The 26005-nt window shown below is 62.7% G+C and carries 26 protein-coding genes and 1 riboswitch; of the genes, 14 read left to right on the top strand and 12 right to left on the bottom strand.

All coding sequences use genetic code 11. The features are described 5' to 3' along the window. Positions 1 to 35 precede the first annotated feature (35 nt). Genes FSY59_RS26360 through folK form a run of 3 tightly spaced genes read left to right on the top strand, consistent with a single transcriptional unit; the run spans position 36 to position 2804 of the window. Positions 36 to 737 carry an HAD family phosphatase gene (locus tag FSY59_RS26360; RefSeq protein WP_003052618.1) on the top strand — a complete coding sequence of 234 codons (702 nt, stop codon included), beginning with the start codon at positions 36 to 38 and terminating at the stop codon, positions 735 to 737. Then, positions 734 to 2299, top strand: coding sequence for a polynucleotide adenylyltransferase PcnB (gene pcnB, locus FSY59_RS26355; RefSeq protein ID WP_050872001.1), 1566 nt, complete (start codon positions 734 to 736; stop codon positions 2297 to 2299). The genes FSY59_RS26360 and pcnB overlap by 4 nt, the downstream gene beginning before the upstream one ends. Next, complete coding sequence (folK, locus tag FSY59_RS26350) at positions 2292 to 2804, top strand: 2-amino-4-hydroxy-6-hydroxymethyldihydropteridine diphosphokinase (RefSeq protein ID WP_148729979.1); 513 nt, start codon at positions 2292 to 2294, stop codon at positions 2802 to 2804. The genes pcnB and folK overlap by 8 nt, the downstream gene beginning before the upstream one ends. Before the next feature lie 114 nt (positions 2805 to 2918). Here folK and FSY59_RS26345 read toward each other — a convergent pair whose 3' ends face one another. After that, on the bottom strand, positions 2919 to 3887 hold the full coding sequence (locus tag FSY59_RS26345) for a tripartite tricarboxylate transporter substrate binding protein (RefSeq protein WP_003052626.1): 969 nt from the start codon (positions 3885 to 3887) through the stop codon (positions 2919 to 2921). 120 nt (positions 3888 to 4007) lie between these two features. Next, positions 4008 to 5054: a CDP-6-deoxy-delta-3,4-glucoseen reductase gene (locus FSY59_RS26340; RefSeq protein WP_003052628.1), complete on the bottom strand. Its 1047-nt coding sequence runs from the start codon at positions 5052 to 5054 to the stop codon at positions 4008 to 4010. Between the two features lie 110 nt (positions 5055 to 5164). Between FSY59_RS26340 and FSY59_RS26335 the strand changes: the two genes are divergently transcribed. Next, positions 5165 to 6112 (top strand): NAD-dependent epimerase/dehydratase family protein, encoded by a 948-nt coding sequence (locus FSY59_RS26335; protein ID WP_187427993.1) that lies wholly within the window; start codon positions 5165 to 5167, stop codon positions 6110 to 6112. Positions 6113 to 6233: 121 nt separating this feature from the next. On the opposite strand, the gene FSY59_RS26330 is transcribed toward FSY59_RS26335, so the two are convergent. Both FSY59_RS26330 and FSY59_RS26325 read right to left on the bottom strand, forming a co-directional pair. Continuing rightward, on the bottom strand, positions 6234 to 6917 hold the full coding sequence (locus FSY59_RS26330; RefSeq protein WP_003052635.1) for a DUF4124 domain-containing protein: 684 nt from the start codon (positions 6915 to 6917) through the stop codon (positions 6234 to 6236). 87 nt (positions 6918 to 7004) lie between these two features. Next, positions 7005 to 7625 carry a hypothetical protein gene (locus FSY59_RS26325; RefSeq protein WP_232536045.1) on the bottom strand — a complete coding sequence of 207 codons (621 nt, stop codon included), beginning with the start codon at positions 7623 to 7625 and terminating at the stop codon, positions 7005 to 7007. A 247-nt stretch (positions 7626 to 7872) separates the two neighbouring features. Further along, positions 7873 to 8041, top strand: a riboswitch (FMN riboswitch). Positions 8042 to 8131: 90 nt separating this feature from the next. On the opposite strand from FSY59_RS26325, the gene FSY59_RS26320 reads away from it, so the two are divergent. Both FSY59_RS26320 and FSY59_RS26315 read left to right on the top strand, forming a co-directional pair. Then, a complete protein-coding gene (locus FSY59_RS26320; RefSeq protein ID WP_043006880.1) occupies positions 8132 to 8674 on the top strand; it encodes a 6,7-dimethyl-8-ribityllumazine synthase in 543 nt (180 codons plus the stop codon). Between the two features lie 240 nt (positions 8675 to 8914). Continuing rightward, entirely contained in the window at positions 8915 to 10051 is a 1137-nt protein-coding gene (locus FSY59_RS26315; protein ID WP_003052646.1) for a branched-chain amino acid ABC transporter substrate-binding protein, read from the top strand. A 140-nt stretch (positions 10052 to 10191) separates the two neighbouring features. Here the strand turns inward: FSY59_RS26315 and FSY59_RS26310 are convergent, their stop codons facing one another. After that, the gene (locus FSY59_RS26310) at positions 10192 to 11103 is read right to left on the bottom strand and encodes a LysR family transcriptional regulator (protein ID WP_003052651.1); all 912 of its coding nucleotides are present in this window, start codon (positions 11101 to 11103) and stop codon (positions 10192 to 10194) included. A gap of 108 nt (positions 11104 to 11211) precedes the next feature. On the opposite strand from FSY59_RS26310, the gene FSY59_RS26305 reads away from it, so the two are divergent. The 4 genes from FSY59_RS26305 to FSY59_RS26290 all read left to right on the top strand — a co-directional run bounded on the left by FSY59_RS26305 (position 11212) and on the right by FSY59_RS26290 (position 14948). After that, positions 11212 to 11871, top strand: a complete 660-nt coding sequence (locus FSY59_RS26305; protein ID WP_043374423.1) for an NAD(P)-dependent oxidoreductase — start codon at positions 11212 to 11214, stop codon at positions 11869 to 11871. A gap of 165 nt (positions 11872 to 12036) precedes the next feature. Then, positions 12037 to 12528, top strand: coding sequence for a DUF2127 domain-containing protein (locus FSY59_RS26300; RefSeq protein WP_148729978.1), 492 nt, complete (start codon positions 12037 to 12039; stop codon positions 12526 to 12528). Between the two features lie 77 nt (positions 12529 to 12605). Further along, on the top strand, positions 12606 to 13826 hold the full coding sequence (locus tag FSY59_RS26295; RefSeq protein ID WP_003052661.1) for a sugar transporter: 1221 nt from the start codon (positions 12606 to 12608) through the stop codon (positions 13824 to 13826). A gap of 72 nt (positions 13827 to 13898) precedes the next feature. Further along, positions 13899 to 14948, top strand: a complete 1050-nt coding sequence (locus FSY59_RS26290; protein ID WP_003052664.1) for a porin — start codon at positions 13899 to 13901, stop codon at positions 14946 to 14948. Between the two features lie 122 nt (positions 14949 to 15070). On the opposite strand, the gene FSY59_RS26285 is transcribed toward FSY59_RS26290, so the two are convergent. From FSY59_RS26285 to FSY59_RS26275, 3 genes are all read right to left on the bottom strand, one after another. Then, complete coding sequence (locus FSY59_RS26285) at positions 15071 to 16039, bottom strand: tripartite tricarboxylate transporter substrate binding protein BugE (protein WP_003052667.1); 969 nt, start codon at positions 16037 to 16039, stop codon at positions 15071 to 15073. A 73-nt stretch (positions 16040 to 16112) separates the two neighbouring features. Next, positions 16113 to 17375: a CaiB/BaiF CoA-transferase family protein gene (locus tag FSY59_RS26280; protein WP_050871987.1), complete on the bottom strand. Its 1263-nt coding sequence runs from the start codon at positions 17373 to 17375 to the stop codon at positions 16113 to 16115. 273 nt (positions 17376 to 17648) lie between these two features. Next, positions 17649 to 18842, bottom strand: coding sequence for an acyl-CoA dehydrogenase (locus tag FSY59_RS26275; RefSeq protein ID WP_003052673.1), 1194 nt, complete (start codon positions 18840 to 18842; stop codon positions 17649 to 17651). A gap of 197 nt (positions 18843 to 19039) precedes the next feature. Between FSY59_RS26275 and FSY59_RS26270 the strand changes: the two genes are divergently transcribed. Together FSY59_RS26270 and tenA are read left to right on the top strand one after the other, a co-directional pair. Then, positions 19040 to 20005 carry a LysR family transcriptional regulator gene (locus tag FSY59_RS26270; RefSeq protein WP_043008342.1) on the top strand — a complete coding sequence of 322 codons (966 nt, stop codon included), beginning with the start codon at positions 19040 to 19042 and terminating at the stop codon, positions 20003 to 20005. Positions 20006 to 20131: 126 nt separating this feature from the next. Continuing rightward, entirely contained in the window at positions 20132 to 20803 is a 672-nt protein-coding gene (tenA, locus tag FSY59_RS26265) for a thiaminase II (protein ID WP_148729977.1), read from the top strand. A 366-nt stretch (positions 20804 to 21169) separates the two neighbouring features. Here tenA and FSY59_RS26260 read toward each other — a convergent pair whose 3' ends face one another. Beyond that, positions 21170 to 22123, bottom strand: a complete 954-nt coding sequence (locus tag FSY59_RS26260; protein WP_003052684.1) for a LysR family transcriptional regulator — start codon at positions 22121 to 22123, stop codon at positions 21170 to 21172. An 87-nt stretch (positions 22124 to 22210) separates the two neighbouring features. On the opposite strand from FSY59_RS26260, the gene FSY59_RS26255 reads away from it, so the two are divergent. Continuing rightward, a complete protein-coding gene (locus tag FSY59_RS26255; protein ID WP_255439784.1) occupies positions 22211 to 23140 on the top strand; it encodes a DMT family transporter in 930 nt (309 codons plus the stop codon). 49 nt (positions 23141 to 23189) lie between these two features. Here the strand turns inward: FSY59_RS26255 and FSY59_RS26250 are convergent, their stop codons facing one another. Together FSY59_RS26250 and FSY59_RS26245 are read right to left on the bottom strand one after the other, a co-directional pair. Further along, entirely contained in the window at positions 23190 to 23930 is a 741-nt protein-coding gene (locus FSY59_RS26250; protein WP_003052689.1) for an LrgB family protein, read from the bottom strand. Next, a complete protein-coding gene (locus FSY59_RS26245; protein ID WP_148729976.1) occupies positions 23927 to 24316 on the bottom strand; it encodes a CidA/LrgA family protein in 390 nt (129 codons plus the stop codon). The genes FSY59_RS26250 and FSY59_RS26245 overlap by 4 nt, the downstream gene beginning before the upstream one ends. 199 nt (positions 24317 to 24515) lie before the next feature. Here FSY59_RS26245 and FSY59_RS26240 point away from each other — a divergent pair, with 199 nt between their 5' ends. Beyond that, the gene (locus tag FSY59_RS26240; protein ID WP_003052696.1) at positions 24516 to 24734 is read left to right on the top strand and encodes a hypothetical protein; all 219 of its coding nucleotides are present in this window, start codon (positions 24516 to 24518) and stop codon (positions 24732 to 24734) included. 875 nt (positions 24735 to 25609) lie between these two features. Here the strand turns inward: FSY59_RS26240 and FSY59_RS26235 are convergent. Then, complete coding sequence (locus FSY59_RS26235) at positions 25610 to 25942, bottom strand: hypothetical protein (protein ID WP_043374402.1); 333 nt, start codon at positions 25940 to 25942, stop codon at positions 25610 to 25612. Positions 25943 to 26005 lie beyond the last annotated feature (63 nt).

The raw sequence follows: 26005 nt of genomic DNA, 5'->3' as shown, positions 1-26005 counted from the left end.
TTTGGCCATGCCACAGCATTTTTTGTTGGATTTGAATGTCGACTTCTGAATTGGCTATCAAGCCCAGGCTGGCCCTGTTTGACCTGGACCATACGCTGCTGCCGCTGGACTCCGACCATGGCTGGGGCGAGTTCTCCATCGCCATCGGCTGGTGCGACCGCGAGGAGTTCGGGCGCCAGAACGATGCCTTTTTTGACGACTATCTGGCCGGCCGTCTCAACATCCCCGACTATGTGCGCTTTGCCACGGCTGCTGTGGTTCAGCGCGGCGCGGCTGCGGCCATGGCTGCGCACCAGCGTTTCATGGATGAAGTGATTCGTCCCGCCATGAAGCCTGCCGCCCTGGCATTGGTGCAGCAGCACCTGGATGCGGGCGATACCGTGGTCATCACCTCGGCCACCAACGAGTTTGTGACGCGTCCCATCGCCCAGGCTTTCGGCGTGCATCATCTGCTGGCGACCGAGCTGGTGCGTGATGACAGCGGCTGGTTCACCGGCGAGATCGCCGGCACTCCCAATATGCGCGAGGGCAAGGTCGTGCGCATGACCGAATGGCTGACCCAGCGCGGCCTGCGCTGGGAGGACGTCGAGGCGACCTTCTACAGCGACTCCATGAACGATGTGCCGCTGCTTGAAAAAGTGGATCACCCGGTGGCCACCAACCCCGATGCGCGCTTGCGTGCCCTGGCCGAGGAACGCGGCTGGCGCATCGTGGACCTATTTAGCGAAGCACCATGATCAAGACCATTATTGACAAGCTGCTGGGCAAGGCGCCCGCAGCTCCCCGCTCGCGCAAGCCCAAGTTCGGCAAGCGTGAGGAAGTGCCGGTTCAGGTTCATGGCATAGACCCGAACCTGGTGGACCGTCGCGCCATCGACGTGGTGCAGACTCTCAAGCGCTCTGGCCACGAGGCCTATATCGTCGGCGGCGCCGTGCGCGACCTGCTGCTGGGCCTGCGCCCCAAGGACTTCGACGTGGCCACCGATGCCACGCCCGAACAGGTCAAGAATCTGTTTCGCCGTGCCTTCATCATCGGCAAGCGCTTTCGGATCGTGCACGTGGTCTATGGCCGTGGCCGTGAAAACGAAGTCATCGAGGTGTCCACCTTCCGGGCCTTTCTGGACAACAGTGCGGCCGAGCAGGTCAGCGGCAATGAACGTACCAGCAAGAATCAGCTCGCAGGGCTGAAACATGCCGTGGATGCCAGTGGCCGCGTTCTGCGCGACAACGTCTGGGGCCCGCAGGACCAGGACGCCACGCGCCGCGACTTCACCATCAACGCCATGTACTACGACCCCGAGACACAGATCGTGGTCGACTATCACGGCGGCATTGCGGATGCCAAGAAGAAGGTGCTGCGCATGATCGGCGATCCGGCCACGCGCTACCGCGAAGACCCGGTGCGCATCATTCGTGCCGTGCGCTTTGCCGCCAAGCTCAGCAGCAAGGGCTTCAAGCTCGAAGCCAAGACCGCCAAGCCTCTGGTCGAGTGCGAGCCGCTGCTGCAGGAAGTGCCGCAAAGCCGATTGTTCGACGAAATGCTCAAGCTGCTGCAGACCGGTCACGCGCTGGCCTCGGTGGCACAGCTCAAGGAATTGGGTCTGTCTCGCGGCATCTATCCGCTGCTGGACGTGGTCATGGAGCGCGCCGACCATCCCTTCGTGCAGGCCGCACTGATGGATACCGACCGCCGCGTGGCCGAAGGCAAGCCCGTGGCGCCCAGCTTTTTGCTGGCCTGCGTGCTGTGGCAGGACGTCAAGCAGGGCTGGGAAAAGCGTCTGGCCAAGAGCTATCACCCTTTCCCTGCACTGCAGGAGTCGATCGACGAGGTGTTCGATCAGCGTATCGGCGATGTCTCGGGCCGGGGCAAGCTGGCCGCCGATATGCGCGAGATCTGGGTCATGCAGCCACGCTTTGACAAGCGCACCGGAGCCACCCCGCTCTCCATGGTGGCGCAGCCGCGCTTCCGGGCCGGTTTTGACTTCATGCGCCTGCGTGCCGATATCGGCGAGGTCGAGGAAAGCCTGGCCAGCTGGTGGCAGGAGTTCCAGCAGGCCGATGATGCCCAGCGCGATGACTTGATTGCCCAGGCCCGCGACGAGCAGCGTGCCCGCCAGCGCGCCCAGCAGCAAACGACTCCCAAGGTGCATCGCGTGGCGAAGAAAAAAGCCGAAGGCGAGCAGGACAGCCCGCTGGATCAGGTCGTTGCAGAAGGAGATGCCGCCGCGCCCAAAAAGCGCCGCCGCCGTCGCCGCAAACCATCCGCTGGCGCTGCTCCTGCAGCCGGTGGCGATGAATAGACCGCCTGCCCTGGCGACCGATACGGTTGCCGTCGGTCTCGGGGCCAATCTGGGCGATGCGCGCCAGACCCTGTCCCGGGCCGTGGCGGCGATGGCCGGGCTGGCCCGGACCGAGCTGCTGGCCGTTTCCTCGCTCTACAGCAGCAAACCCATTGATTCTTCCGGGCCTGACTATCTGAATGCGGTGGCGCTGCTGCGCACCGAGCAGGAGCCGCTGAATCTGCTGCACGCGCTGCAGGCGATCGAGCTGCAGGCCGGACGCGAACGCCCCTACCGCAATGCACCGCGCACGCTGGATCTGGATATCGAGCTATGGGGCGACAGGCAGTCGCAGGCTCCCGAGCTGATTCTTCCCCACCCGCGCATGTGGCAGCGCGCCTTTGTGCTGGTGCCACTGGCCGAAATTGCGCCCGGCTGCGTGAGCGCCGAACAACTGCAGGCCGTGGCAGATCAGGGCATAGAACGCAGCCTGGTTCAGGGCTGGTGGATAGAACTGTCAGCGTAGTTCAGATTTGATAGCTTCTTGCGCTTGCCTGGCAAGCGATTGAGGCTGAAACTGACTGAAAAAAGCCCCGGGGCCGTCAGGCTGCCGGGGCTTTTTTATCCGTGTCAGGGCCCGTCAGTCGACCTTGGCGCCGGAGGCCTTGACGATGGGCTGGTACTTGGCTCGCTCGGCGGCCATGAACTTGTCGAATTCTGCAGGCGTGGAGCCTACGGGTTCGGCCATCAGGGCGTTGAAGCGGGTCTTGGTTTCCGGTGCGTGCAGGGCATCATTGAAGGCCTTGCTCAGCTTGTCCAGCACCGGCTTGGGGGTGCCGGCCGGGGCCACCAGTCCCCACCAGGTGTCGATGGCAAAACCGGGGTAGGTCTTGGACAGCGCGGGCACGCCGGGCAGCAGCGGCGAGGCGTTGAGCGAAGTCACCGCCAGGGCCACCAGCTTGCCGCTCTTGATATTGGGAGCGGCTGCAGCCAGGTTGTCGATATTGAAGTCCACCTCGCCAGACAGCAGGGCCAGTTGGGCGGGGTTGGCGCCACGGTAGGGTACGTGCAGGGCGAAGATGCCGGCCTTTTGCTTGAGCATCTCGCCGGCCAGATGGCCTGCGGAGCCATTGCCGCCGCTGCCGTAGTTGAGCTTGCCGGGATGGCCCTTGGCGTAGGTGATCAGATCGGCCACGCTATGGATCTTGAGCTGCTCGGCCTTGGCGGCATTCATCACCAGCACATTGGGCACGCGCACCATCTGGGTGATGCCGGCAAAGTCCTTGCCCGCGTCATAGGGCATCTTGGTATAGAGCCATGGGTTGACGGCATGCGTGGCCGTGGCGGCCAGGCCTATGGTCAGGCCGTCGGGCTGGGCCTTGGCAATGGCGTCGGCGCCGATATTGCCACCGGCACCGGCCTTGTTGTCGATGATGACGACGCCCAGAGAATCGCGCACCCGCTCTGCCAGAGCGCGGGAGGTGATGTCCAGCGGACCACCGGGCGCATAGGGCACGATCAGACGGATGGGTTCTTGGGCCTGGGAGAGAGGAGAGGCCAAGGCAGCAACGGCCGCCATGACCGAGAGAAGGCTGTTTCTACGGTTCATAGAGCTCTATTGTGCAAAAAATTGCAGCGGCTCCGGAACTGGCGGTTACTTGTGCAAGAAAATTGCGCGTAAACCCTGATGCGTCATGGAATGCATCGGGGCTTGCGAAAAACAGCGCTCTTACTTGTCCGCTTCGGAGGTGAAGGCGTCGGCGTAGAACTCTTCGGCAGGCAGGGCGCGTTCGCTGGTATAAGCGGCGCGAGCCGAATCCACGACGATGGGAGCTCCGCAGGCATAGACCTGGTAGCCGGACAGGTCGGCAAAGTCGTCCAGCACGGCCTGGTGGACAAAGCCGGTGCGGCCTGTCCAGGCATCCTCGGCCAGGGCGTCGGAGATCACGGGGACATACCTGAACTGGGGCATCGCGGCCGTGTGCTCGGCAATCCAGCTGGCGTCGTACAGATCGGAGGGGCGGCGGCCGCCCCAGTACAGCGCGACGGGGCGGTTGATCCCCTTGTGGCGCATATGCTCGATCAGGGCCTTGATGGGGGCAAAGCCCGTGCCCGAGGCCAGCAGGATGATGGGCTTGTCCGAGTCCTCGCGCAGGAAGAAGCTGCCGAACGGCCCCTCCACACGCAGGATTTCCTTTTCCTTCATGCCACCGAAGACATGGTCGGTGAACTTGCCGCCCTGCATGTGACGGATATGCAACTCGATGCCGGGCGCCGTTTCCTGCACATGAGGCGCGGTGGCCATGGAATAGGCACGGCGGGCGCCGTCACGCAGTATGAACTCCACATACTGGCCGGCGTGGTACTTGAACTTCTCGCTGGCCGGCAACTGCAGGCGCACCTGCATCACGTCATGCGACTTCTTCTCGAGCGCAGCCACGCGTACGGGCATCTTCTTGATGGGAAAGGAACTGGCATCCGTGACCTGGCGCGACTCCAGCACCACATCGCTGTGGGGTGTGGCGCAGCAGGTCAGCACATAGCCGCTGGCTTCCTCCTCGGCGCTCAAAGCCTTGTCCGAGTGCGTGCCATGGCTGACGTCACCGCTGAGCTTCTTGCACTTGCAGGAGCCGCAGGCACCGTCCTTGCAGCCGTAGGGCAGGCCGACGCCGGTACGAATCGCCGCAGCCAGAATGGTTTCAGCGCCCTGAGTGGCAAAAGCACGTCCACTGGGCTGGACGGTAATTTCAAACGAAGCGTGGGCAATCTCGGTCATGACGTTTTGGTTATCCTTGAAGGCGTATCCGGCAGCCTTTTTTGTCGGCGCTGCTGCTGTCGCAGCAACGCCAGCGGCTCCTTAGAACTTGTACGCACCAGGTCCCGATTTTGCCCTCAAACCAAAGCCCATTGGGCGCGCTGCCAGCGCGCTTTCGTCGTGAACGTCTATTGATCGTCGGCCACGGCGATGTGGGTCGGCGCGTGTCCCGATTGCTGCTCACTTCGGGCCGCGGCAGGCAGGCAGTCCAAGTGCTGGCCTTGAGCCACAATCCGGAGCGGGCCGGTTTGCTGCATGCCCAGGCCGTGAGGCCTTTGTGGGGGGATCTGGATGATCCGGCCAGCCTGCGCAGACTGGCAGGTATCGCGACGCGTGTGCTGCACCTGGCGCCGCCTCCGGCACCGGCTGCCGGGGATGAACGCTGGTGGCTGGACACCCGCACCACGGCGCTGCTGCGGGCACTGCGCCTGCGCAGCCTGCCGCGCAGCCTGGTCTATGCATCGACCTCGGGCGTTTATGGCGATTGCCAGGGGCAGTGGGTGAGCGAAACCCGATCCGTTGCGCCGACGACTGCCAGAGCTCAGCGCCGCGTGAATGCCGAACTCGCGGTGCGCTTTGCAGGGCGCTCGGGTCTGCGGACCAGCCTGCTGCGCATTCCCGGCATCTATGCCCCAGATCGGGAGGGCGGTACGCCCCGCACCCGGCTGCAGCGTGGCACCGCCGTGCTGCAGCCCGAAGACGATGTCTATACCAACCATATTCATGCCGATGACCTGGCGCGTGCCTGCCTGCTTGCGCTGTGGCGTGGCAAGGCGCAGCGCATCTATCACGCCAGCGACGACACGCAGTTGAAGATGGGGGATTACTTCGATCTGGCGGCCGATCTCTACGGCTTGGCCAGGCCGCCGCGCATCTCACGCGAGCAGGCGCAGACCGAACTGCCCGCAAGTCTGCTGAGCTTCATGAGCGAGTCGCGGCGGCTGTCGAATCGGCGGCTCAAGCGCGAATTGCGGCTCAGGCTGCGCTATCCCACGGTGACTGAGGGCCTGCAAAGCTAGGCAGGGGGCCAAGAGCACGATCGTCCAAAATTGGCGCGGTCAGGCATTGGGCAGCAAGCAAGCGCCGCCGCGCAGCGAAGCTGTCGCTCCCTGGGGGAAGGCGCACAGCGCCTCAGGGGGACTACGGTATCGGATGAACGCCGCCGCGGTTGTCATAGCAGCGGAAGACATTGCAGTTGACGATCTTGGCGGGTGGCTGCGATGGCGTGGGACGTGCCGGCGGGTAGCGGTTGGGATAGCCATAGCCCCACTGCGGGCGGTTGATGGCATTGGGCTGCAGCGCCCGGCTTTGCTGCAGTTGCTGGTAGGCGGCTGCGCCCAGGCAGCTCATCTCCATCTGGGCCTGGGCCGCCTGGCTGCGCTCTCCCCAGGTGGCCGGATCGGGGCTGGCTTCGGCCAGTATGGCGTTGTAGCGCTCGCGGGCCTGGCGGCAGGCGGCCGTGTTTTCCAGATTGGCACCGGCCCGGGCCTGGGCTCTCTCGGCGGCTTCGCGCTCCTTGCGCTCCTGCTCTTCGCGCTGACGGCGCTGGGCATCGTCGCGCGCCATCTGGGCCTTGCTGCGCTCCCGCGCCTGGCTGGCATTGGCGCGTTCGGACGCAATTTCCTCGGCGCTTTGCGCCGCCTGAATCTGCGTGCTCATTTCGCCCGGGATGCAGCGGCCGTTGGTATAGGTCACCTCGCCGGTCTTGGCATCGACACAGCGCATGACCTGAGCCTGGGCCGTGCCTGCGATCAGCGCCCAGCCCAGCAGCAAGCCCAGCGGCAGCTTGCGCATGATGACGGTGGGAGATAGGGGCTCTGACATGACCGCTCCTTCAAAGGCGTTTGACTGCCTGCAAATTATGAAGTGGCGGCAGGAAAAGCAGAAGCGGTGCCGTGCCGCAGCATCCGGTCAGCGCCAGTCGCCGCGAGGAGGAAAGCCTTGCTGCTGGCCTTCGCGCGGGCGTTGCTGCTGGCGCTGATCGCGCTCACGTTCGCGGTCTTGCTGTTGGCGGTCGCGGGCCTGTTGCTGGCGATCGCGTTCGGCCTGCATGCGGTCACGCTCGCGCTGCTGCGATTGCTGTTGCTGCTCGCGCTCCTGCTGGCGGCGCATCTGGTCCTGATCGCGGCGATTCTGGGATTGCTGACGATCCCAGTCGCGGCGCTGCTGGTCCCGGTCGCGCTGTTGCTGAGCGCGGTCGCGTTCCATCTGACGCTGCCATTGCTCGCGATCGCGCATGTTCTGGGCGCGATCGCGTTCCAGCTCGCGCTGGCGCTCCCATTGACGGCGTTCACGTTCGCGCCATGCCCAGTCATTGCGGTCCTGGCCCTGGTACACCGGGTAGGCGGGATAGGCCGGATAAGCAGGCTGGGTGCTGTAGACGGTGGTGGAGCCATAGCTGCCACCGTAGCCACCGCCATAGCCGGAGTCGTACTCGCCGGGAACCGCGCACGCCGTGCACAGCACCGCCAAAGCCCCCATGCTGGCCCAGCGTGTGGAGGTGGACATCATTGCCTGCAGGGATGACTTCATGGCGGGTCGGTTGGAGGTGTGGGTGGAAACAAGGCTTTGTGCTCTCAACGTCCGGCGGCTGTTCCGGGTTGACTTCATGATGCCAAGTGCTCCTCAAATGAGAGCTTTCTTCGCTTTGTGGACGGGAGATGATGGCAGTTTGTCTTGATTTTTCAGATTGGCGCCATAGTGACCCTTTTGTCAAAAGCGCAGCCAAAGCCTCGCTAGAATGACTTCGTCTTGCGGTGAATTCAGGTTCACTGCAAAGCAGCGTTCTCAGGGCGGGGTGCAATTCCCCACCGGCGGTATCTGCGGCAATGCCTTGCATTGACTGCAGCAGCCCGCGAGCGCCTGCAGTCTCGCCAGAGCCTGCAGGGTCAGCAGATCTGGTGAGATGCCAGAGCCGACGGTCATAGTCCGGATGAAAGAGATCGCGCAGCATTGGTCCGTGGTGCAGCTGTCGCTGCCGCATGGGCAGGTGTTCTCGCGCACGCCCTGATTCATTGGAATTTTCTGGAAATACCACCATGAATCAGACCCCCATCTCCATGAACTTTGCCACTCACGCGACTTCCGACGGTACGCCCTGGAAGGCTGTGGCCGGCCGCAGCCGCATTGCCATCATCAGTGCCAGCTGGCACACCGAAGTGGTCTACCAGGCACGCGATGCCGCCCAGGCCGAGCTCCAGGCACAAGGCGTGCAGGCAGGCAACATCACGCATTTCAGCGTGCCCGGTGCCTTTGAAATCCCGCTGCTGGCCAAGAAGCTGGCACAAAGCGGTCGTTTCGATGCAGTGATCGCCACGGCACTGATCGTCAACGGCGGTATCTATCGCCATGAATTCGTGACCACGGCCGTGATCGACGGGCTGATGCGCGTGCAGATGGACTCCGAAGTGCCCGTGTTCTCCGCTGTGCTGACGCCGCGCGACTTCCACGAACATGGCGATCATGTGGAGTTCTTCCGCCAGCACTTCGTGAAGAAGGGCGTGGAAGTGGCCCATGCCTGTCTGAGCACGCTGGACCAGCATGCCAAGGTGGATGCGTTCCTGCAGGCCAAGGCAGCCTGAGCGGCAGTTGTTGATAAAGGAACGCCCCAGTCTGGGGCGTTCTTCTTGGGTCCTGCTGCCATTTCGCGAGCATGGGTTGGCGGCGGCTTTTTCCAGCACAGCCCGGCGCACTTGCCGATCCCTGAAAACACTGATTGTTGTGCCGGTGTAGCACTCCCTGCACCTATGTGATTGCCTCATTGCCAATTGCCTGCCGCGGGGCATAAGGTTGCGTCTTGTCTCAACCGAGTGGAGTGCGCAATGAAGAATTTTGGCAAGTTGTGTATCGCGACAGTCGTAGCAGGTATGGCAGGCGGGGTGATGGCCCAGGAGCAGATCATCAAGATCGGCCACATCGGCCCGACCTCCGGCCCTCAGGCTCACTTCGGCAAGGACGATGAAAACGGCGTGCGCATGGCCATCGAGGACCTGAACGCCAAGGGCATGGAAATCGGCGGCAAGAAGGTCAAGTTCGTGCTGGTGGCCGAAGACGATGTGGCCGACCCCAAGCAGGGCACGGCCGCTTCGCAGAAGCTCTGCGATGACAAGGTCGCCGGTGCCGTGGCCTTTGTGAACTCCGGCGTGGCGATTCCTTCGTCCAAGGTCTTCCAGGACTGCGGCATTCCCATGATCACGGGCGCGGCGACCAACCCCGACCTGACCAAGCCCGGCTGGAACACCACCTATCGCGTGATTGCCAACGACAACGCCCTGGGTGCTGCACTGGCCACCTATGCGGCCAAGAACCTCAAGCTCAAGAACGTTGCCGTGATCGACGACCGCACGGCCTATGGTCAGGGTCTGGCCAATGTGTTCAAGAAGGATGCCGAAAAGCAGGGCATCAAGATCGTTGCCAACGAGTTCACCAACGACAAGGCCACGGACTTCATGGCCATTCTGACCTCCATCAAGGCCAAGAAGCCCGATGCCATCTTCTACGGCGGCATGTACGGTCAGGCCGGCCCCATGCTGCGCCAGATGGCCCAGCTGGGCATGAATGACGTCAAGATGTTCGGCGGCGACGGCATTTGCGTGACCGAGCTGGCCAAGGTGGCTGCAGGCGCCAAGCCGCTGGAGAACGTGGTCTGCGCCGATGGCGGTGCCTCGATTGCCAAGATGCCTGGCGGCACGGAGTGGAAGAAGCGCTATGACGCCAAGTATCCGGGCCAGTTCCAGGTCTACAGCCCCTATTTCTATGACGGCACCATGCTGCTGGCCGACGCCATGAAGCGTGCCAACTCCTGGGACCCCAAGGTCTATATCCCCTTCCTGCAGAAGTCCGACTTCTCGGGTGTGACCTCCAAGATCCAGTTCGAGAAGAACGGCGAAATGAAGAACCCCAGCTATACGCTGAGCCGCTATGTGAACGGCAACAAGACGCCTATTGATCTGAAATGATGGTTTGAGTGCGCAGGGCCATGTGGTGTGGCCTGTTTTGCAAAGCCTGCAGATGCCTCGCATTTGCAGGCTTTTTTGCTTTCAGCGCTTGGGCGGCAGGCCTGGATGGGTGCCAGGTCCTCGCATGCTTGAGGATTGCGCTAGTTCTGCATACCCTGGAGCTGACCGAAATACTCGCGCAGCACCTCGATGGCCTCGCGCACCTTGGCGGGCAGGGTGTCGCGGCTGGCGGTGACGGCCCAGATGTCCAGCATGCCCATATTCCAGTCGGGCAGCAGGCGCACCAGGCTGCCAGACTCCAGACTGGCTGCCACGTCATGGGCCGAGAGCAGGGCAAGGCCCAGACCCGCTTCGCAAAATTGCTGCACCGCGCTGCGGTGGTTGCTGACCATGAGCGGGCGCACCTGCAGCCGGAACTCCTGGTTCGTGCCCTGCTGTCGCCATAGAAAGTCGGCCTGGGCATCGTCGCTGCGGCTCATCTCCAGCCAGGGCAGCTGCGCCAGCTCGCCCGGGTGTCGAGGAGTGCTGCCATGCGCCTTGATCCAATGCGGCGAGGCGCAGAGCACGGTGGCGCTGCGCCCCAGATGGCGGGCCACCCAGCTGGAGTCCTGCAGATTGCCGAAGCGCAGCGCCAGATCCACGCGCGCCTGAATCAGGTCTATGGGGGCGTCATCCATCAGCAGGCGCAGCCGCAGCTCAGGATGCATGGCCAGCCACTTGCCGAGCGCCGGTGCCGCATGCTGGGTAAAGCCGGCTGGGGCGGCCAGACGCAGCTCGCCGCTGGGGCGTTGATGCTCGGCGGCCAGTTCGGCGCGTGCCCGGCTGGCAGCTTCGCACATGGCGGCACACTGGATGTAGAAGCGCTGGCCGGCATCAGTCAGCGTCAGCTGGCGCGTGGAGCGGTGCAGTAGTGTCAGGCCGGCCTCCTGCTCCAGCTGACGGATGTGCTGGCTGACCGCCGAGGGCGTCATGTCGAGCTGGCGGGCGGCGGCGCTCATGCTGCCGCGCTCCACCACGGCGGCAAAAATGGCCATGCGTCTGAAATCTTCCATGAGGCTATTTTGAAGTGCAGCTTCAAGGTCATGGTGGCTGAAGGGGGTTTTTTTCGCGATTAATGCCGATTAATCTTTAGCCCTGTTGAAGATACAAGGAGTTTTTTCATGAAAGTTGCATTGATTGGCGCCACGGGTTTTGTCGGTGCCGGATTGCTGGATGAGCTGCTGCGTCGCGGTCATGATGTCGTGGCCCTGGTACGCAAGCCCGAGGCCGCTGCCGCACGCGAGCATGTGCAGTTCGTCAAGGCCGATGTGCTCAACGCCGACGAGGTGCAGCGAGCCGTGACCGGCTGCGACGCGGTGGTCAGCGCCTATAACGCAGGCTGGAACAATCCCGATATCTATGCCGATTTCATGCAGGGCTCGCGTGCCATCGTGCAAGGTGTCAAGGCTGCGGGCATCAAGCGCTATCTGGTCGTGGGCGGCGCCGGCAGCCTGTATGTGAATGGCCAGCAGTTGGTGGATTCGCCCGACTTCCCGGCGTTCATCAAGCCCGGCGCCTCGGCGGCGCGCGACATGTTTGCCGAGTTGCAAAGGGAAGTCGCTCTGGACTGGACCATGCTGAGTCCGGCCGTGGGCTTTCATGGCGGCTCCGATGCGCAATCCAGGGGCCGCACTGCCGAGTACCGCACGGGCAAGGACGAACCGTTGATGCAGGCTGACGGTCAGCCCGGCGATATTTCGGTGCAAGACCTGGCCGTGGCGCTGATCGATGCACTGGAGCAGGGCCTCCATGTGCGTGAGCGCTTCACGGTGGCCTATTGATTCTGCCGTAGATCCTGCTGCTGCTTGGGCCTGCGCTTTACCTGGGGCGCAGGCGTCTAGAGCCACTTGAGCTGCCGCGGATGGCGGTGCGTGTCTGCACAAGGTCAGCGCGAGCGCTATCCGGCAGTTGTTTCTATAGTGGTGCTTTCAGCGACGGAAACGCCCATGAGTTCACAGTCGTCACTGCGCACTGCGGTCAAGGCCATGGCCGTGTTCGAGGCCACCAAAGGCGTGGCGGCGCTGTTGGGGCTGTGGGGCGTGCTGAGTCTGCTGCACCACGATATCCATCGCCTGGTGCTGGAGTTGATCGGCCATGCGGGCCTGTCGCCTCAGCAACGCTATCTGGCCCTGCTGCTGCAGGCCGCGGATGCCCTCAACGTCACGCCGGTCAGTACGCTGGTGCTGCTCGGCTGTCTCTATGCGGCCGTGCGCTTCATCGAGGCCTGGGGGCTGTGGCAGGACAAGGCCTGGGGGGAGTGGTTCGGCGTACTGGCCAGCACCGTGTACCTGCCGTTTGAGCTGCTCCATCTGCTGCATCGCAGCAGTTGGCAGGCGATGCTGGTGCTGGCCTTCAATATTGCACTGGTTCTGGTGCTGCTGGCCAGGCTCATTCAGAAGCGCAGGCAGGCCCTCGTCCCTGCAATGGCTGCGGAATAAGCGGACTGTGCGCCCTGTTTGACGCATGGGCGCGCACAATTCGGTCTTTATGCTGCGTTGCAGCAAGCTGCAAATTCATGACAGAGCCCTTAGCCTCTCCGATCTCCACCTCGATATCTCCTGCCCGATCCCCCGCCCAGGCCTGGCTCAGCGTCATTGCGCTGGCGCTGGGCGCTTTTGTCTTCAACACCAGCGAGTTCGTGCCCGTCGGTTTGCTCAGCAGCATTGGCGCCAGCTTCGAGATGCAGGTTGAGCAGGTGGGGCTGATGCTCACCATCTATGCCTGGGTGGTCGCGCTGGCCTCGCTGCCCTTCATGCTGCTCACGCGCAAGGTGGAGCGGCGCAAGCTGCTGATGGGCGTGTTCGCGGTGTTTGTGCTCAGCCATCTGCTCTCGGGCGTGGCCTGGAGCTATGCGTCTTTGGTCATCAGCCGCATCGGCATTGCGCTGTCGCATGCGGTGTTCTGGTCCATCACGGCCTCGCTGGCCGTGCGCGTGGCGCCGCCGGGCAAGAAGGCCATGGCGCTGAGCCTGCTGGCCACGGGCACCTCCGTGGCCATGGTGCTGGGCATTCCGCTGGGTCGCATCGTGGGTGAATGGCTGGGCTGGCGCATGACGTTTCTGGCCATCGGTGGGGTGGCGGCGGCGGTGATGCTGGTGCTGGGCAAGCTCTTGCCTCTGCTGCCCAGCGAGAACGCGGGCTCCCTGTCCAGTGTGCCCATGCTGTTCAGGCGCCCGGCCCTGGTAGGTATCTATGTGCTGCTGGTGGTGGTGATTACCGGTCAGTTCACGGCCTACAGCTATATCGAGCCCTTTGTGCAGGACATTGCCGGCCACGCCGGCGATGTGACCACGGCCGTGCTGCTGCTGTATGGCGGCATGGGCATTGTGGGCAGCGTGCTGTTCGGCTGGTTCGGTATGCGCTTTCCGCGGGGCTTTCTGCTGTCGTCCATCGGCGTGCTGGCGCTGAGCCTGCTGCTGCTGGTCATGAGCAGCACGCATGTCTGGAGCCTGTATCTGCAAAGCTCGGTCTGGGGCATTGCCATGATCTGCTTTGCGCTGTCCATGCAGTCCAAGGTACTGAATCTGGCGCCGGATGCCACCGATGTGGCCATGTCCATGTTCTCGGGCATTTTCAATATCGGCATTGGCGGCGGCGCGCTGCTGGGCAGCATCGTCAGCCAGCATTGGGGCATGACACATATCGGTCTGGTGGGCGGCCTGCTGATTGCGCTGGGCGGCGCGCTCTGGCTGTTCATGATGCTGAAGCTGGCCGACAGCTTTCGTTTGAAGTCCTAGTTTTGTATACAAAACTGGCCTGACTCTTGCATGGGTGGTTTGTCTCAAATTTTTTTAGAGAGGAAACCACCCATGAAAGCGTTTGCCGCTACCTTCACCACCATCGCCCTGGCTGCGGCCAGCCTGTCGGCCCAGGCCCAGAGCTCCGTGCAGCTCACCGGCACCATCGACAGCTATGCCGGCTCCATGAAGCTGGCAGGCCAGCAGCGCGTGGCCTCGGTCGGCTCCGGCGGTCTGACCACTTCCTGGTGGGGTGTGAAGGGCGTGGAGGATCTGGGCGGCGGCCTCAAGGCCGACTTCAATATCACGAGCTTTTTCCGTGCCGATACCGGTACCCCCGGCCGCTTTGATGCCGACCCCTTTTTCTCGCGTGATGCCAATGTGGGTCTGGCTGGCAGCTTTGGCCGCGTGAGCCTGGGCCGTGGCCTGGCGCCTAACTTCCTGCCCACGGTGCTGACCAATCCGTTTGGCGACTCCTTCACGGTCTCGCCGCTGGTGCTGCATGCCAATATGACGACCGCGGCCTGGGGAACGGACAGCCTGACCACGGCCTCCAACACCGGCTGGAGCAACCAGATCCTGTATTCCACGCCCAGTTTCGGCGGCCTCAGGGCCAATGTGCATTACCAGTTCGGCGAGCAGACCAGCAGCGGCAACAAGGGCAAGAAGAATGTGGGCCTGAACCTGATGTACTCGGGCGGACCGCTGAGCCTGACCGCGTTCTACGAGCGTGCGCAGATCAACAACCCGGTATCGCTGGCGGTGATGCCGACCAAGAGCAACTGGATGGTGGGCGGCAGCTATGACTTCAGCGTGGCCAAGCTCTATGCGACGTACGGCCAGGCCAAGATCAATGCCCAGGATCGCGAGAACACCACCTACTCGCTGGGTCTGGACATCCCCGTCAGCGGCACGCCTGGCACCTTCAAGGCAGCGGCTGCACGCACCAAGTCGGAAGTGGGCAACGTCAGCGGCACACGCACCACCGTCAGCCTCGGCTACGACCATTTCCTGTCCAAGCGCACCGATGTCTATGCGGTGGCCATGTATGACCGCGTGAGCATGGACATTCCCAACAAGTCCGGCACCAGCGCCCTGGTGGGTATCCGCCACCGTTTCTGAGAACAGGTCTTGCATTGCACCAGTTTCATGCATGAGCACCTGGCTTGTGCATGAGGCGGGGCCAAGAAAAAGTCCTCGCCGGTATGTGCCGGCGAGGACTTTTTTTCATGTGCCGAAGACGCTTACTCGTCCATCTTCAGGTTCTGCTTTTGCACCACGTTCTTGTAGACGGCCAGCTCTTCGGCCATCTGCTTGGCAAAGGCTTCGGGGGTGTCGGCCATGATGATGGAGCCGCTTTCCTCGATGCGCTTCTTCACGTTGGGGTCCTGCACGGCCTTGCGCACGGCCGCGTTGATCTTGGCCACGACGTCCTTGGGCAGGTTCTTGGGGCCGACGATGCCGTAGTACGCCATGCGGTTGACCTGGGGCAGGCCGACTTCCTTGAAGGTCGGCACATCAGGCAGGGCTGCAATGCGCTGCGGAGCGGCGACGACCAGGGCCGTGAGACGCTTTTCCTTCACAAAGGGCAGAGTGGAGGGCAGGTTGTCGAAAATCAGCGGCACCTGACCGGCCACGGTGTCGTTGAGCGCAGGGCCCGAGCCACGGTAGGGCACGTGGGTCATCTCGGTCTTGGTTTCCAGCTTGAACATTTCCATCATCAGGTGGGTGATGGAGCCCAGGCCGGGCGATGCGTAGGAGTACTTGGCGGGATGGTTCTTTATCTCGGCCAGGAAGCTCTTGTAGTCCTTGCCGGCGAACTTTGGGTTGGCCGCAATGATGTTGGGCGTGGCGGCAATGTTCACGATGGGCGTGAAGTCGGTGGCCACGTTGTAGGGAATCTTGGGGTTGATGGCCGGATTGGTCGCCGTGGTGGAGACGGTGGCAATGCCGAGGTTGTAGCCATCGGGGGCCGCGCGCGCGGTTTCGGAGGCGCCGATGCTGCCGCCGCCGCCGCCCTTGTTTTCCACCACCACGGACTGGCCCAGTTCACGGCTCAGAGGCTCGGCAATGATGCGGGCAATCAGGTCGGTCGTGCCGCCGGCGGCAAAGGGCACCAGCAGTCTGATGGGCTTGTTGGGGTAGTTGCTCTGCGCCTGGGCTGCGCCGCAAACGGCGAGGGCGGCCACGACGGTGGCGGTGAACTTGAACATGTTTGTCTCCTTGGTGTGATGTGTGAAAGGCAGGCACCGATCTATGCCGTGCTCTGCCCAGGTGAAAAGGGTGTCAGATCGCACCGCGCTCCCGCAACAACGTCAGATCGGCAGGGCTCAGCCCCAACTCCAGCAGCACCTCGTCAGTGTGCTGACCCAGTGCGGGCGGTGCGTTGCGGTAGGTCACGGGCGTGGCGGACAGCCGCATGGGGCTGGCCACGGTGGCCATGGCAGAGATGCCGTGGCCCGCGCTCGACGGCAATGTCTTGTGTATGCCTCGGGCCTTGACCTGCGGGTCGTCAAAAGCCTGGGCGATGGTGTTGATGGGCCCGCAGGGCACGGCCTTGTCCTCCAGCAGCGCAATCCAGTCGGCGGTGCTGCGCTGGCGCATCTGCGGCTTCATCAGCTCAAGCAGCGCCGCGCGGTTGCGCACGCGGGCGGTATTGGTGGCAAAGCGCGCATCCTGTGCCCAGGCTTCCTCGCCGATCGCTGCGCAAAAGCGCGCGAACTGGCCGTCATTGCCGATGGCCAGCAGCACATTGCCGTCCAGCGTCGGGAAGTCCTGATACGGCGCCAGGCTGGGATGGGTGTTGCCGGCGCGGCCCGGCGCCTGGCCGGTGGCCAGAAAGCCGGCGGCCTGGTTGGCCAGCACGGCCATGCCCACATCCAGCAGCGCCATATCGATGTACTGACCCTGGCCACTGCCATTTCTCGCGTTGTCGCGGGCGTTGAGCGCGGCCAGGATGGCATTGCTGGCATACAGCCCCGTGAACACATCGATCACGGCCACGCCCACCTTCAAGGGGCCGCCGCCGGGCTCGCCATCGGCATGGCCGGTGATGCTCATCAGGCCGCACATGGCCTGCACCATGAGGTCATAGCCCGCGCGTTCGGCGTAGGGGCCGTCCTGGCCGAAGCCCGTGATGGAGCAGTACACCAGGCGCGGGTTCAGCACCTTGAGACTCTCATAGTCCAGACCGTATTGCGCGAGTCCTCCGGTCTTGAAGTTCTCCACCACCACATCGGCCTCTTGCGCCATGCGCTGCAGCAGCGCCCGGCCATCGGGGTGCGCCATGTCCACGGTGATGCTGCGCTTGTTGCGGTTGCAGGCCGTGAAGTAGCTGGCCTCGCGCGTATCGTTGCCCGCGTCGTCCCTGAGGAACGGAGGCCCCCAGTGGCGTGTGTCGTCGCCGGCGAGAGGGCGCTCCACCTTGACCACATCGGCCCCCAGATCGGCCAGCATCTGCGTGGCCCATGGACCCGCCAGCACGCGCGACAGATCCAGCACCTTGATGCCTGCCAGCGCGCCGGTGGGAGTGGTTGTCGATGCATTCATGTCGGAGAAGTCCAGAAACCGGGTGGAAAACTATGAAAACAGTAGCTGCTTGCGCTTTATTGGTATGGATTTTGATAGAAAAACTATCCAAAACCCATGCAAATAAAGCGGTAGAAGCTAACAAATAGATAGCGGAAGGGCTTTTATTGCTGGAGGCCGGCACCGCCTCTTTCGCAAGGGTAACGAGCAAGGGCCGTCCCGCAGCGAGGTTCCCGTCCCCCTCCGGCGCGAAGCGCCAGGGAGGGGGACGGCGGCATAGCCGCTCAGGGGGAGTTAATTAGCAAACGCCGCAATACCGGTCTGGGCACGACCCAGGATCAGCGCATGCACATCGTGCGTGCCTTCGTAGGTGTTCACCACCTCGAGGTTCACCAGATGGCGGGCCACGCCGAACTCGTCGCTGATGCCGTTGCCGCCCAGCATGTCACGCGCCATGCGGGCGATGTCCAGCGACTTGCCGCAGTTGTTGCGCTTGATCAGCGAGGTGATCTCGATCACGTTCTGGTGCTCGTCCTTCATGCGGCCCACGCGCAGCGCGGCTTGCAGTCCCAGCGTGATTTCGGTCTGCATATCGGCCAGCTTCTTCTGGATCAGCTGGTTGGCGGCCAGCGGGCGGCCGAACTGCTTGCGGTCCAGCGTGTACTGGCGGGCGGTGTGCCAGCAGTCTTCTGCCGCACCCAGGGCGCCCCAGGCAATGCCGAAGCGGGCGCTGTTCAGGCAGGTGAACGGGCCCTTGAGGCCGCGCACATCGGGGAAGGCGTTCTCTTCGGGGCAGAACACGTCGTCCATCACGATTTCACCGGTAATGGAGGCGCGCAGACCCACCTTGCCGTGGATGGCCGGGGCGGACAGGCCCTTCATGCCCTTTTCCAGCACAAAGCCGCGGATCTGGCCCACCGTACCGTCCTCGCTCACTTCCTTGGCCCAGACCACGAACACGTCGGCCACGGGGCTGTTGGTGATCCACATCTTGTTGCCCTTGAGGCGATAGCCGCCGTCGACCTTGTAGGCGCGAGTGGCCATGGAGCCGGGGTCGGAGCCGTGGTCGGGCTCGGTCAGGCCGAAGCAGCCGATGAATTCGCCCGAGGCCAGCTTGGGCAGATATTTCATCTTCTGCGCTTCGGTGCCGAACTCGTTGATGGGCACCATCACCAGGGACGATTGCACGGAGGCCATGGAGCGGTAGCCGGAGTCCACGCGCTCGATCTCGCGCGCCACCAGACCGTAGCTCACATAGTTCAGGCCTGCACCGCCGTACTGCGTGGGGATGGTAGGGCCCAGAAGGCCCAGCTCGCCCATCTCACGGAAGATGCTGATGTCCACCGATTCATTGCGGAACATGGCTTGCACGCGGGGCTTGAGCTTGTCCTGGCAGTAATCGCGTGCGGCGTCGCGGATCATGCGCTCGTCTTCGGTCAGTTGCTGGTCGAGCTGGAAGCAGTCGTCCCACTGGTAGCCATTGGCCATGTTCGTCTCCTGAATGCAAGGTGTCGGGCTGCAGGCGCTTTCTCGCCTGAGTGCTTGCACACATCTTAGGTGGCCGAAATAGAGGCTGGCAAACGATGAATAATCATCTATGGATGAGAGAAATGCATGTATAAGTCGAATAGATCTGATTTTGACTTTGATCTGCTTTTTATGAATGCGTCCAAGGAATACGTAATATGCGCAGAGTGCTTCCCTCCACCCAGGCCCTGGCCTGCTTCGAATCGGCTGCCCGCCATATCAGCTATACCAAGGCCGCACAGGAGCTGTCGCTGACGCAAAGCGCGGTCTCGCGCCAGATCATTGCGCTGGAGGAGTTTCTGGGGCTGGCCCTGTTCAGGCGCACGCGCCATGGCGTGCTGCTCACCGATGCGGGCCGGCATTACGCCACCCAGGTCGGGCGCTGGCTGCAGGGGCTGGAGCGTGACACCCTGGATCTGATGAGCCACCAGGGCGAGGGCGGCCCCATCAATCTGGCGGCCGTGCCTACTTTTGCCACCCGCTGGCTGCTGCCACGCCTGCCGCAGCTGGCCCAGCAGCATCCCGATATCACCGTCCACATTGATGTGCAGACCCGGCCTTTTCTGTTTGCCGACACCGTGTTCGATGCAGCTCTTTATGCGGGTACGCCCGGGCAGGTGGAACGCTGGCCTGGCGTGCAGGCGCAGTGGCTGATGGACGAAGAAGTCGTGCCCGTGTGCAGCCCGCAATTGCTGGCCACGGCCCAGCAGCGCGATCCGGGCCGTGCCTGGCTGCCGGTGGGCCCCGAGGTGATTGCGCGCCTGCCGCTGCTGCAGCAAAGCACGCGTCCGCAGGGCTGGCGCCAGTGGTTCGACGCGATGCATGTCGATGCGCCGCGGGCACTCGACGGCATGCGGCTTGAGCTGTTCTCCATGCTGGCCGTGGCCGCCAGCCAGGGGCTGGGCGTGGCGTTGATCCCGCCCATGCTGATCGAGCAGGAGATTGCACGTGGCGATCTCATCGTCGCCTGCCCGCAGCCGCTGCGCGGCAACCGCGCCTACTATCTGGTCACGCCCGAGCTGGCGGCCGAGGCGCAAGCCTCGCCGGCGCTGCGGGTGTTCAGTCAGTGGCTGCAGCACAAGGCGCAGGAGGCCGCTGGCCGCAAGCCAGAGCGCCAGCCTTGAAATACAGCTTTGACCGGATATCTGCCGGGATTTGGGCTGCCAAAGCATGTATCTCAGCAAGAATGATTGCTTGCCCAGTCAGCAAAGCGCTGGCTGCTATGAATTCTTGCAGTGGAGAGTCGAATCATGTCTTTCAGCCAAAGCCTGTGGAATGCCAACCAGGCGCTGTTTCAAAGCACCCTGGAGCTGCCCTTCAACCAGGAGCTGGCGGCCGGCACTCTGGGTCGGGAGCGCTTTTGCCACTACATGATTCAGGATGCGCATTACCTCGTCGCCTATGGCCGCGCGCTGGCTGTGGCGGCGGCCAAATCCGATAACGCCGAAGGCGTGGTGCAGTTTGCCAATGCCGCCAATGAGGCCGTGGTGGTGGAGCGCGCCCTGCATGGCGGCTTCATGCGCGATTTCGGCATCACGCCCGAGCAGTTTGCGGCCACGCCGCTGACGCCGGCCTGCCATCACTACACCAGCTATCTGCTGGCCACGGCCTGGAGCGCCACTTACCCGGTGGCCGTGGCCGCGCTGCTGCCCTGTTTCTGGATTTACGCCGAGGTGGGGCGCGACATTCATGCGCGCTCGGCCAAAGACAATCCATATCAGGCCTGGGTGGATACCTATGCCAGCGAGGAGTTCCACGCGGCAGTGCGCGGCGTCTGCGCCACGGTGGATCGCCTGGCCGAGGAGGCCACCGAGACCACGCGTGCGGCCATGCATGCAGCCTACAAGGATGCGGCCCGGCTGGAATGGCTGTTCTGGGACAGTGCCTATCGCCTCGCCGATTGGCAAGGGCCGCTGCGCTGAGAGCCTGGTGATGCCGATGGCGTGTTGATTAAAAAATAATCAGCGCTCGGATTATCCAGTTCCGATAAGGACTTAACTCGCTTATTCAAGGCGTTGCCGGGGGTTGTCCACAAGCTTGTAGCGATTTGTTGGGGAGAACTGCTCTGCAGCCCAATTCAGACTTGCCTGGGCTGCTATGAAATGCAGAGTTTGAGGGTTCTGGGTGCCGCAGGGTGTGGTTTGCCTAAAAAATGGGCGGGTTCCTGAAAATCATTTGAAAACAATGGCTTGATCTGCTTATCCCGCTCACTGCCGAGCCTTGTCCACAAGCTTGTAGTGCCTGGGTGGGGAGAACTTGCCCCCTGTGTGGACGGCAGCGCCGGATCTTCAGAAGCGCTGGCGCCGGCCTGCCTCGACCAGATGGTCGATCAGCGCCCGCACCTTGAGTGGCAGGTGACGCGAAGGCATATACAGCGCATAGGCAGTGCGCGGCGCGTAATTGCCCGTCAGCTGCCAGTCGGGCAGAACCTGTATCAGCGCACCGCTGTGCAGCACGGCCTGGGCGGCAAAGTCTGCCACCAGGCCTATGCCCTGGTGCTGCAACGCCAGATTGATGATGCCCGTGCTGCTGTCCATGGACAAAGGTGCGTGAACGGCGACTTCGGTCACGGCAGGCGCCGGGCTGCGATCCTGGCCGTGCAGCCATTGCAGCCGGCTCTGAAAGTCGCCATAGCCCAGCGTGATGCATGCCACGCCATGCTGGCGGCCCAACTCCAGCGGATGGCCGGGCGGCTTGGGCAGACCCTGGAGGTAGGCTGGCGAGGCCACGGCAATATAGCGCACCTGGCGCAACTCGCGCGCCACCATATGGGGTGGCAGCTGTTCCGGGCGGGTCAGGCGAATGGCTAGATCCAGACCTTGCTGGGCCAGATCCTGCATCTGGTCGCTGAGACTGACGGCGATCTCCAGCTCCGGCCATTGGCGGCGCAGCGCTGGCAGTTGGGCACTGAGCCAGATTTCACCAAAAATGGTCGGCGCCGTCAGCCGCACCGTGCCGCGCGGCACGCCGCTGTAATGGCCGGCAATGGCGTGGATATCGCTGGCCGTCTGCGCCAACTGGCTGCAGGCAGCATAGACCTCGGCACCCAGCTCGGTCAGGGACAGGGAGCGGGTCGTGCGGTGCAGCAACTGCACGCCCCAATGGGCTTCCAGCCGCCCCACACTGCGACTGACCGCCGAGGTGGTCAGATCCAGTTGCCGCGCAGCGGCGGCAAAGCTGCGCAGCTCCACCACCTTGGCGAAAACCAGCATTTCAGGGAGCAGGCCGGGTTCTGTGCTCATGGGTCGACTTGATTGTTGATTGACAGGCAATAGTAAGTGGAATGAGGATGTATTGATGCATGGATGTGATTGACGGACGATGCCGTCATGACTTCCCAGATTTCCTCCTCTTTGCAAACGCTGGCTTCGAAGCCGGCTTTGGCCGCTGCGCCACCGTCTGGTGGTACCTGGCGCATGGTGCTGGCCATGGCGCTGTCCGGCACCATCGGTCTGCTGGTGGTGGAAAGCGATCTGCCCGTGCTGTGGGTAGTGTGGCTGCGCTGTTTGCTTGGTGGCCTGGGGCTGGCGGCCTGGGTTGGCTGGTCGGGACAGTGGTCACTGCTTAGCTGGCGCGAGTGCGGCTGGCTGTTGCTTGGCGCGGCAGCGCTCATCGTCAATTGGCTGTGCCTGTTCCGTGCCTATGAGTACAGCGGCATTGCCATCGCCACGGTGGTCTATCACGTGCAGCCCTTTTTGCTGTTGCTGCTGGCAGCCCTGCTTCAGCGTGAGCCGCTGCCGCTCAATCGCCTGCCCTGGCTGGTTCTGGCCTTGATTGGCGTGGGTCTGAGCAGTGGCTTGCTGGGACTGGCTGGCCAGGGTGCATCGCAAGGGCAATTGCTGGGTATTGGGCTGGCGCTGCTGGCGGCCGGTCTTTATGCCTTGGCCACTTTGGCCACTCAGCGGCTCAAGCGGATCGCGCCGGCGCAGATTGCCATGCTGCAGATGCTGGCGGGAGCGCTGAGCTTGCTGCCCTGGGTGTGGGAACTGCGCGACCAGGCGCTCTTCGGCCCCAGGGCCTGGAGTGCGGTGCTGGTGCTGGGTCTGGTGCATACGGCCTGGATGTACACATTGATGTACACGGCATTTCAGAGACTGCAGGCGCAGGCGATCGCCGGCCTGTCCTTCATCTACCCCGTCATGGCCTTGCTGGTGGACCTGCTCTGGTTTGGCGCCAGGCCGCAGCCGGTGCAGTGGCTGGGCATGGCCATGATTCTGGGTGCGCTTGCAGCCTACCGGCGCAGCGAGCGAAAAACCTAGTGAAAATGGCTTTCAGCGCTTATGTATAAAGCGCTGGTAGCTATTGTTTTTAAATCCAGGGGGTAATGGCCAGCACCAGTGGCATCAGCACGGCCGTGGCCACGCCGTTCAGCCCCATGGCCAGGGCGGAGAATGCACCGGCCGTGGGGTTGAGTTGAATGGCGCGTGCCGTGCCAATGGCATGGGCCGTGAGCCCGATCGCAAAGCCCTGGACCGCCGGGTCCCTGAGACGCAGGATGCGGCACAGCAGCGGTGCCATCATGGTGCCGCTGATGCCGGTGATGGCCACGGCCACGGCGGCCAGCGAGGGTGTTCCGCCAAAACGCTCGGCCATGGGCAGGGCGATGGGAATGGTGGCCGACTTGGGGGCCACGGCGATCAGCGTGGCTTGAGAGCCGCCGAAAGCCCAGGCAATACCCAGGGCTGAAAGCAGCGCGACCAGACAGCCCACCAGCAGTGCCACGCTGATGGGCAGCCACAGTTGGCTGATGCGTTCGCGCTGGGCGTACAGCGGGATGGCCAGCGCCACGGTGGCCGGCCCTATCATCAGGCCCAGCAGGGAGACGCCGCTGCGATAGGTCGCATAAGGCGTGCCCGTGATCATCAGAATGGCGACGATGACGACCACGCCCGTGAACACCGGTATCAGCAGGGGGCGGTTGCCGCTTTTTCGGTAGATGGCCATGGCCGCCATATAGACCAGCATGGTCAGCACCAGCCAGGGCAGGGGCGAGCCTTCGGCCAGGCTCAGCCAGGCGGTGTGCAGGCGCTCAAGCAGTGAGGAGCTCATACGTTGGCCTCCTGCTCTGGGGCGGACTCGTCATCCGGCTTGCGAGTGCGCTGGCGCTGCAGGCAGAAGCGGAAGGTGAGTGCGGTCGCGGTGAAGGTGATGGCAGCGCCGGCAATGCAGGCCAGCACAAACGGCAGCCATTCGCGGCGCAGATGGTCGAATTCCAGCATCACGCCCGCAATGACGGGGATGAAAAGCAGCATCATGTTCTGTAACAGCACCTGAGCCGTGTCTTCCAGTGTCTTGGGTAGGCGTTTGTAAAACAGCAGGCCCAGCAGCAAAAGCAGGGTACCGATCAGCGCGCCCGGCAGAGGCAAGCCCGTGACGCGGGCCAGGAACTCCCCCAGTAGCTGAAAGGCGAAAAGTACGGCAAGCGCATACAGCATAAAGGTGGTCAGCTCCTGAATAATGAGTTGGCAGCCTGTTGTCAGGCTGCCAACTCTGTAAGGGTGGGGTATGGGTTGGGTGAATAAAGGTAAAGCAGGCGGGTAACTATTGCGTGTCGCGGATGACAGGTTTATCTTGGATCTCAGGCACTTCGGAACCGAAGCGGCCAGTCATCGCACGAGCTTAGGAGAAGTCACCATGCAAACCGCAGTCTATCGCGCACCTGTGTATGAACCTACGGTCGATGAATTGGAAACACTCAAGAAGCTGGAGCTGGGCGAGGATGTCTCCCTGTGGTCTGCGGCCAAGGAGTATCTCTCCAGGCGCCTGCTGGAGCGGGGGCTGGTGGAGCAGGATGCAGAGAAGCATTGGCATATCACCGAGTCGGGGCGTTTGGTGATCCGGCGCCAGCTCTGAAAAGCCCAAGGGTTAACCCCGGGGTTGCAGTTGCCTGATTTGAAGGCAACCTACCTTTCGGGCTGCAAGCACAAGGGCTTGTGAGCCTTTGTCACCAGGATTTCACTGGATGTCCACAATCTTGTCCACATGAACTGTGGAAAAAATCGCTGTCATGAACAGCGATTTTTTTATGATCTGAATCAAGCCAGGCTTGCGAGGATTGACAGCAACAGGTCTCGTTGACAGTCCAGCTTTGCTGGTGCTCAAAACAGATCTTTGAGAGGGAAAAGATCCTGGAGACAGGTATGCGCAGCCCGCTCGTAGCGAATCGGCATCTGTAGGGAACAAGGATGCGATCCCGACCAGACATGAGATCCGAAAGCAGGTGGATGCACCAGATTGGGCAAAGTTATGCACAGCGGCTGTGCAACTTCGAAAAAATGAGCGAACAAGATCGGCCCAGCCTTGTCAGACGGGGAAAGACAGGTATCTGTGGCGTATTGGATGCTCCGGTTTCTCACACGGAGAAAGGAGGCTGCGCCAGCGAAGCTAGCTCTGGGCCGGAGATGCCCGGAATCAGGGACATGCCTCGAAAGCATGGGATTCCTGGGCCCTGGCGCTTGTCCATGGGGAGGCGGATTGTAGCCCATATTGGGGCGCTGCAATTGTTCCAGTCGTTCTTCTGGCAAAAAAACACCTGGTGCCGAATGAGCTCGGGCGTGCTGCCTCGCCTGGCTTGCATTGCCTGAAGGTATGCGGGTTGCGGCTCTCAGTACACGGTGAGCGCGTATTTGCGCGATGCAAAACAACCAGGGACGGTAAGTCCGCCCTGGTTGCTTGACTGACGGTCAGCATAATGGAGGTGCTGTTGCGCTGTGATGGCTTTGAGCGGCCTACTCGCTTGTAGGCACGAAAAACAGGTACTCACCTGGCCCCATCTGCGGGGTGATCACATAGCCCTCGCACTGCCTGTCCCTGCATTTCACAGGGATGGCGCGGGGCCAGATGGTTGCGGCAGTCGGGTAACCGGGCAGGTACTGGGGCACATGCCAGACGCCATAGTCACCCACTGGCTCGGCTCGCTGCGCTCCCGTCGCGCCTTGCTCGCCACTTCCGAAGATCTGGCGCTGAATGCTCAACGGTTCATTGACCGCCCTGGAGTCGGGTGCAGCCAGAGACGAAGCGCCACATAGTGCCATCGCTAAAAGAGCTAGAGTCTTTCCCATAGCGGCCTCCTGGATTAGGAATCACGCCTACTAATTGTCATACAGCTGCGCTGTACGTGGATC

The sequence above is a fragment of the Comamonas sp. Z3 genome (assembly GCF_008121565.1).
Lineage (GTDB): Bacteria > Pseudomonadota > Gammaproteobacteria > Burkholderiales > Burkholderiaceae_C > Comamonas > Comamonas brasiliensis.
This window is presented reverse-complemented; position numbering and strand designations above follow the sequence as displayed.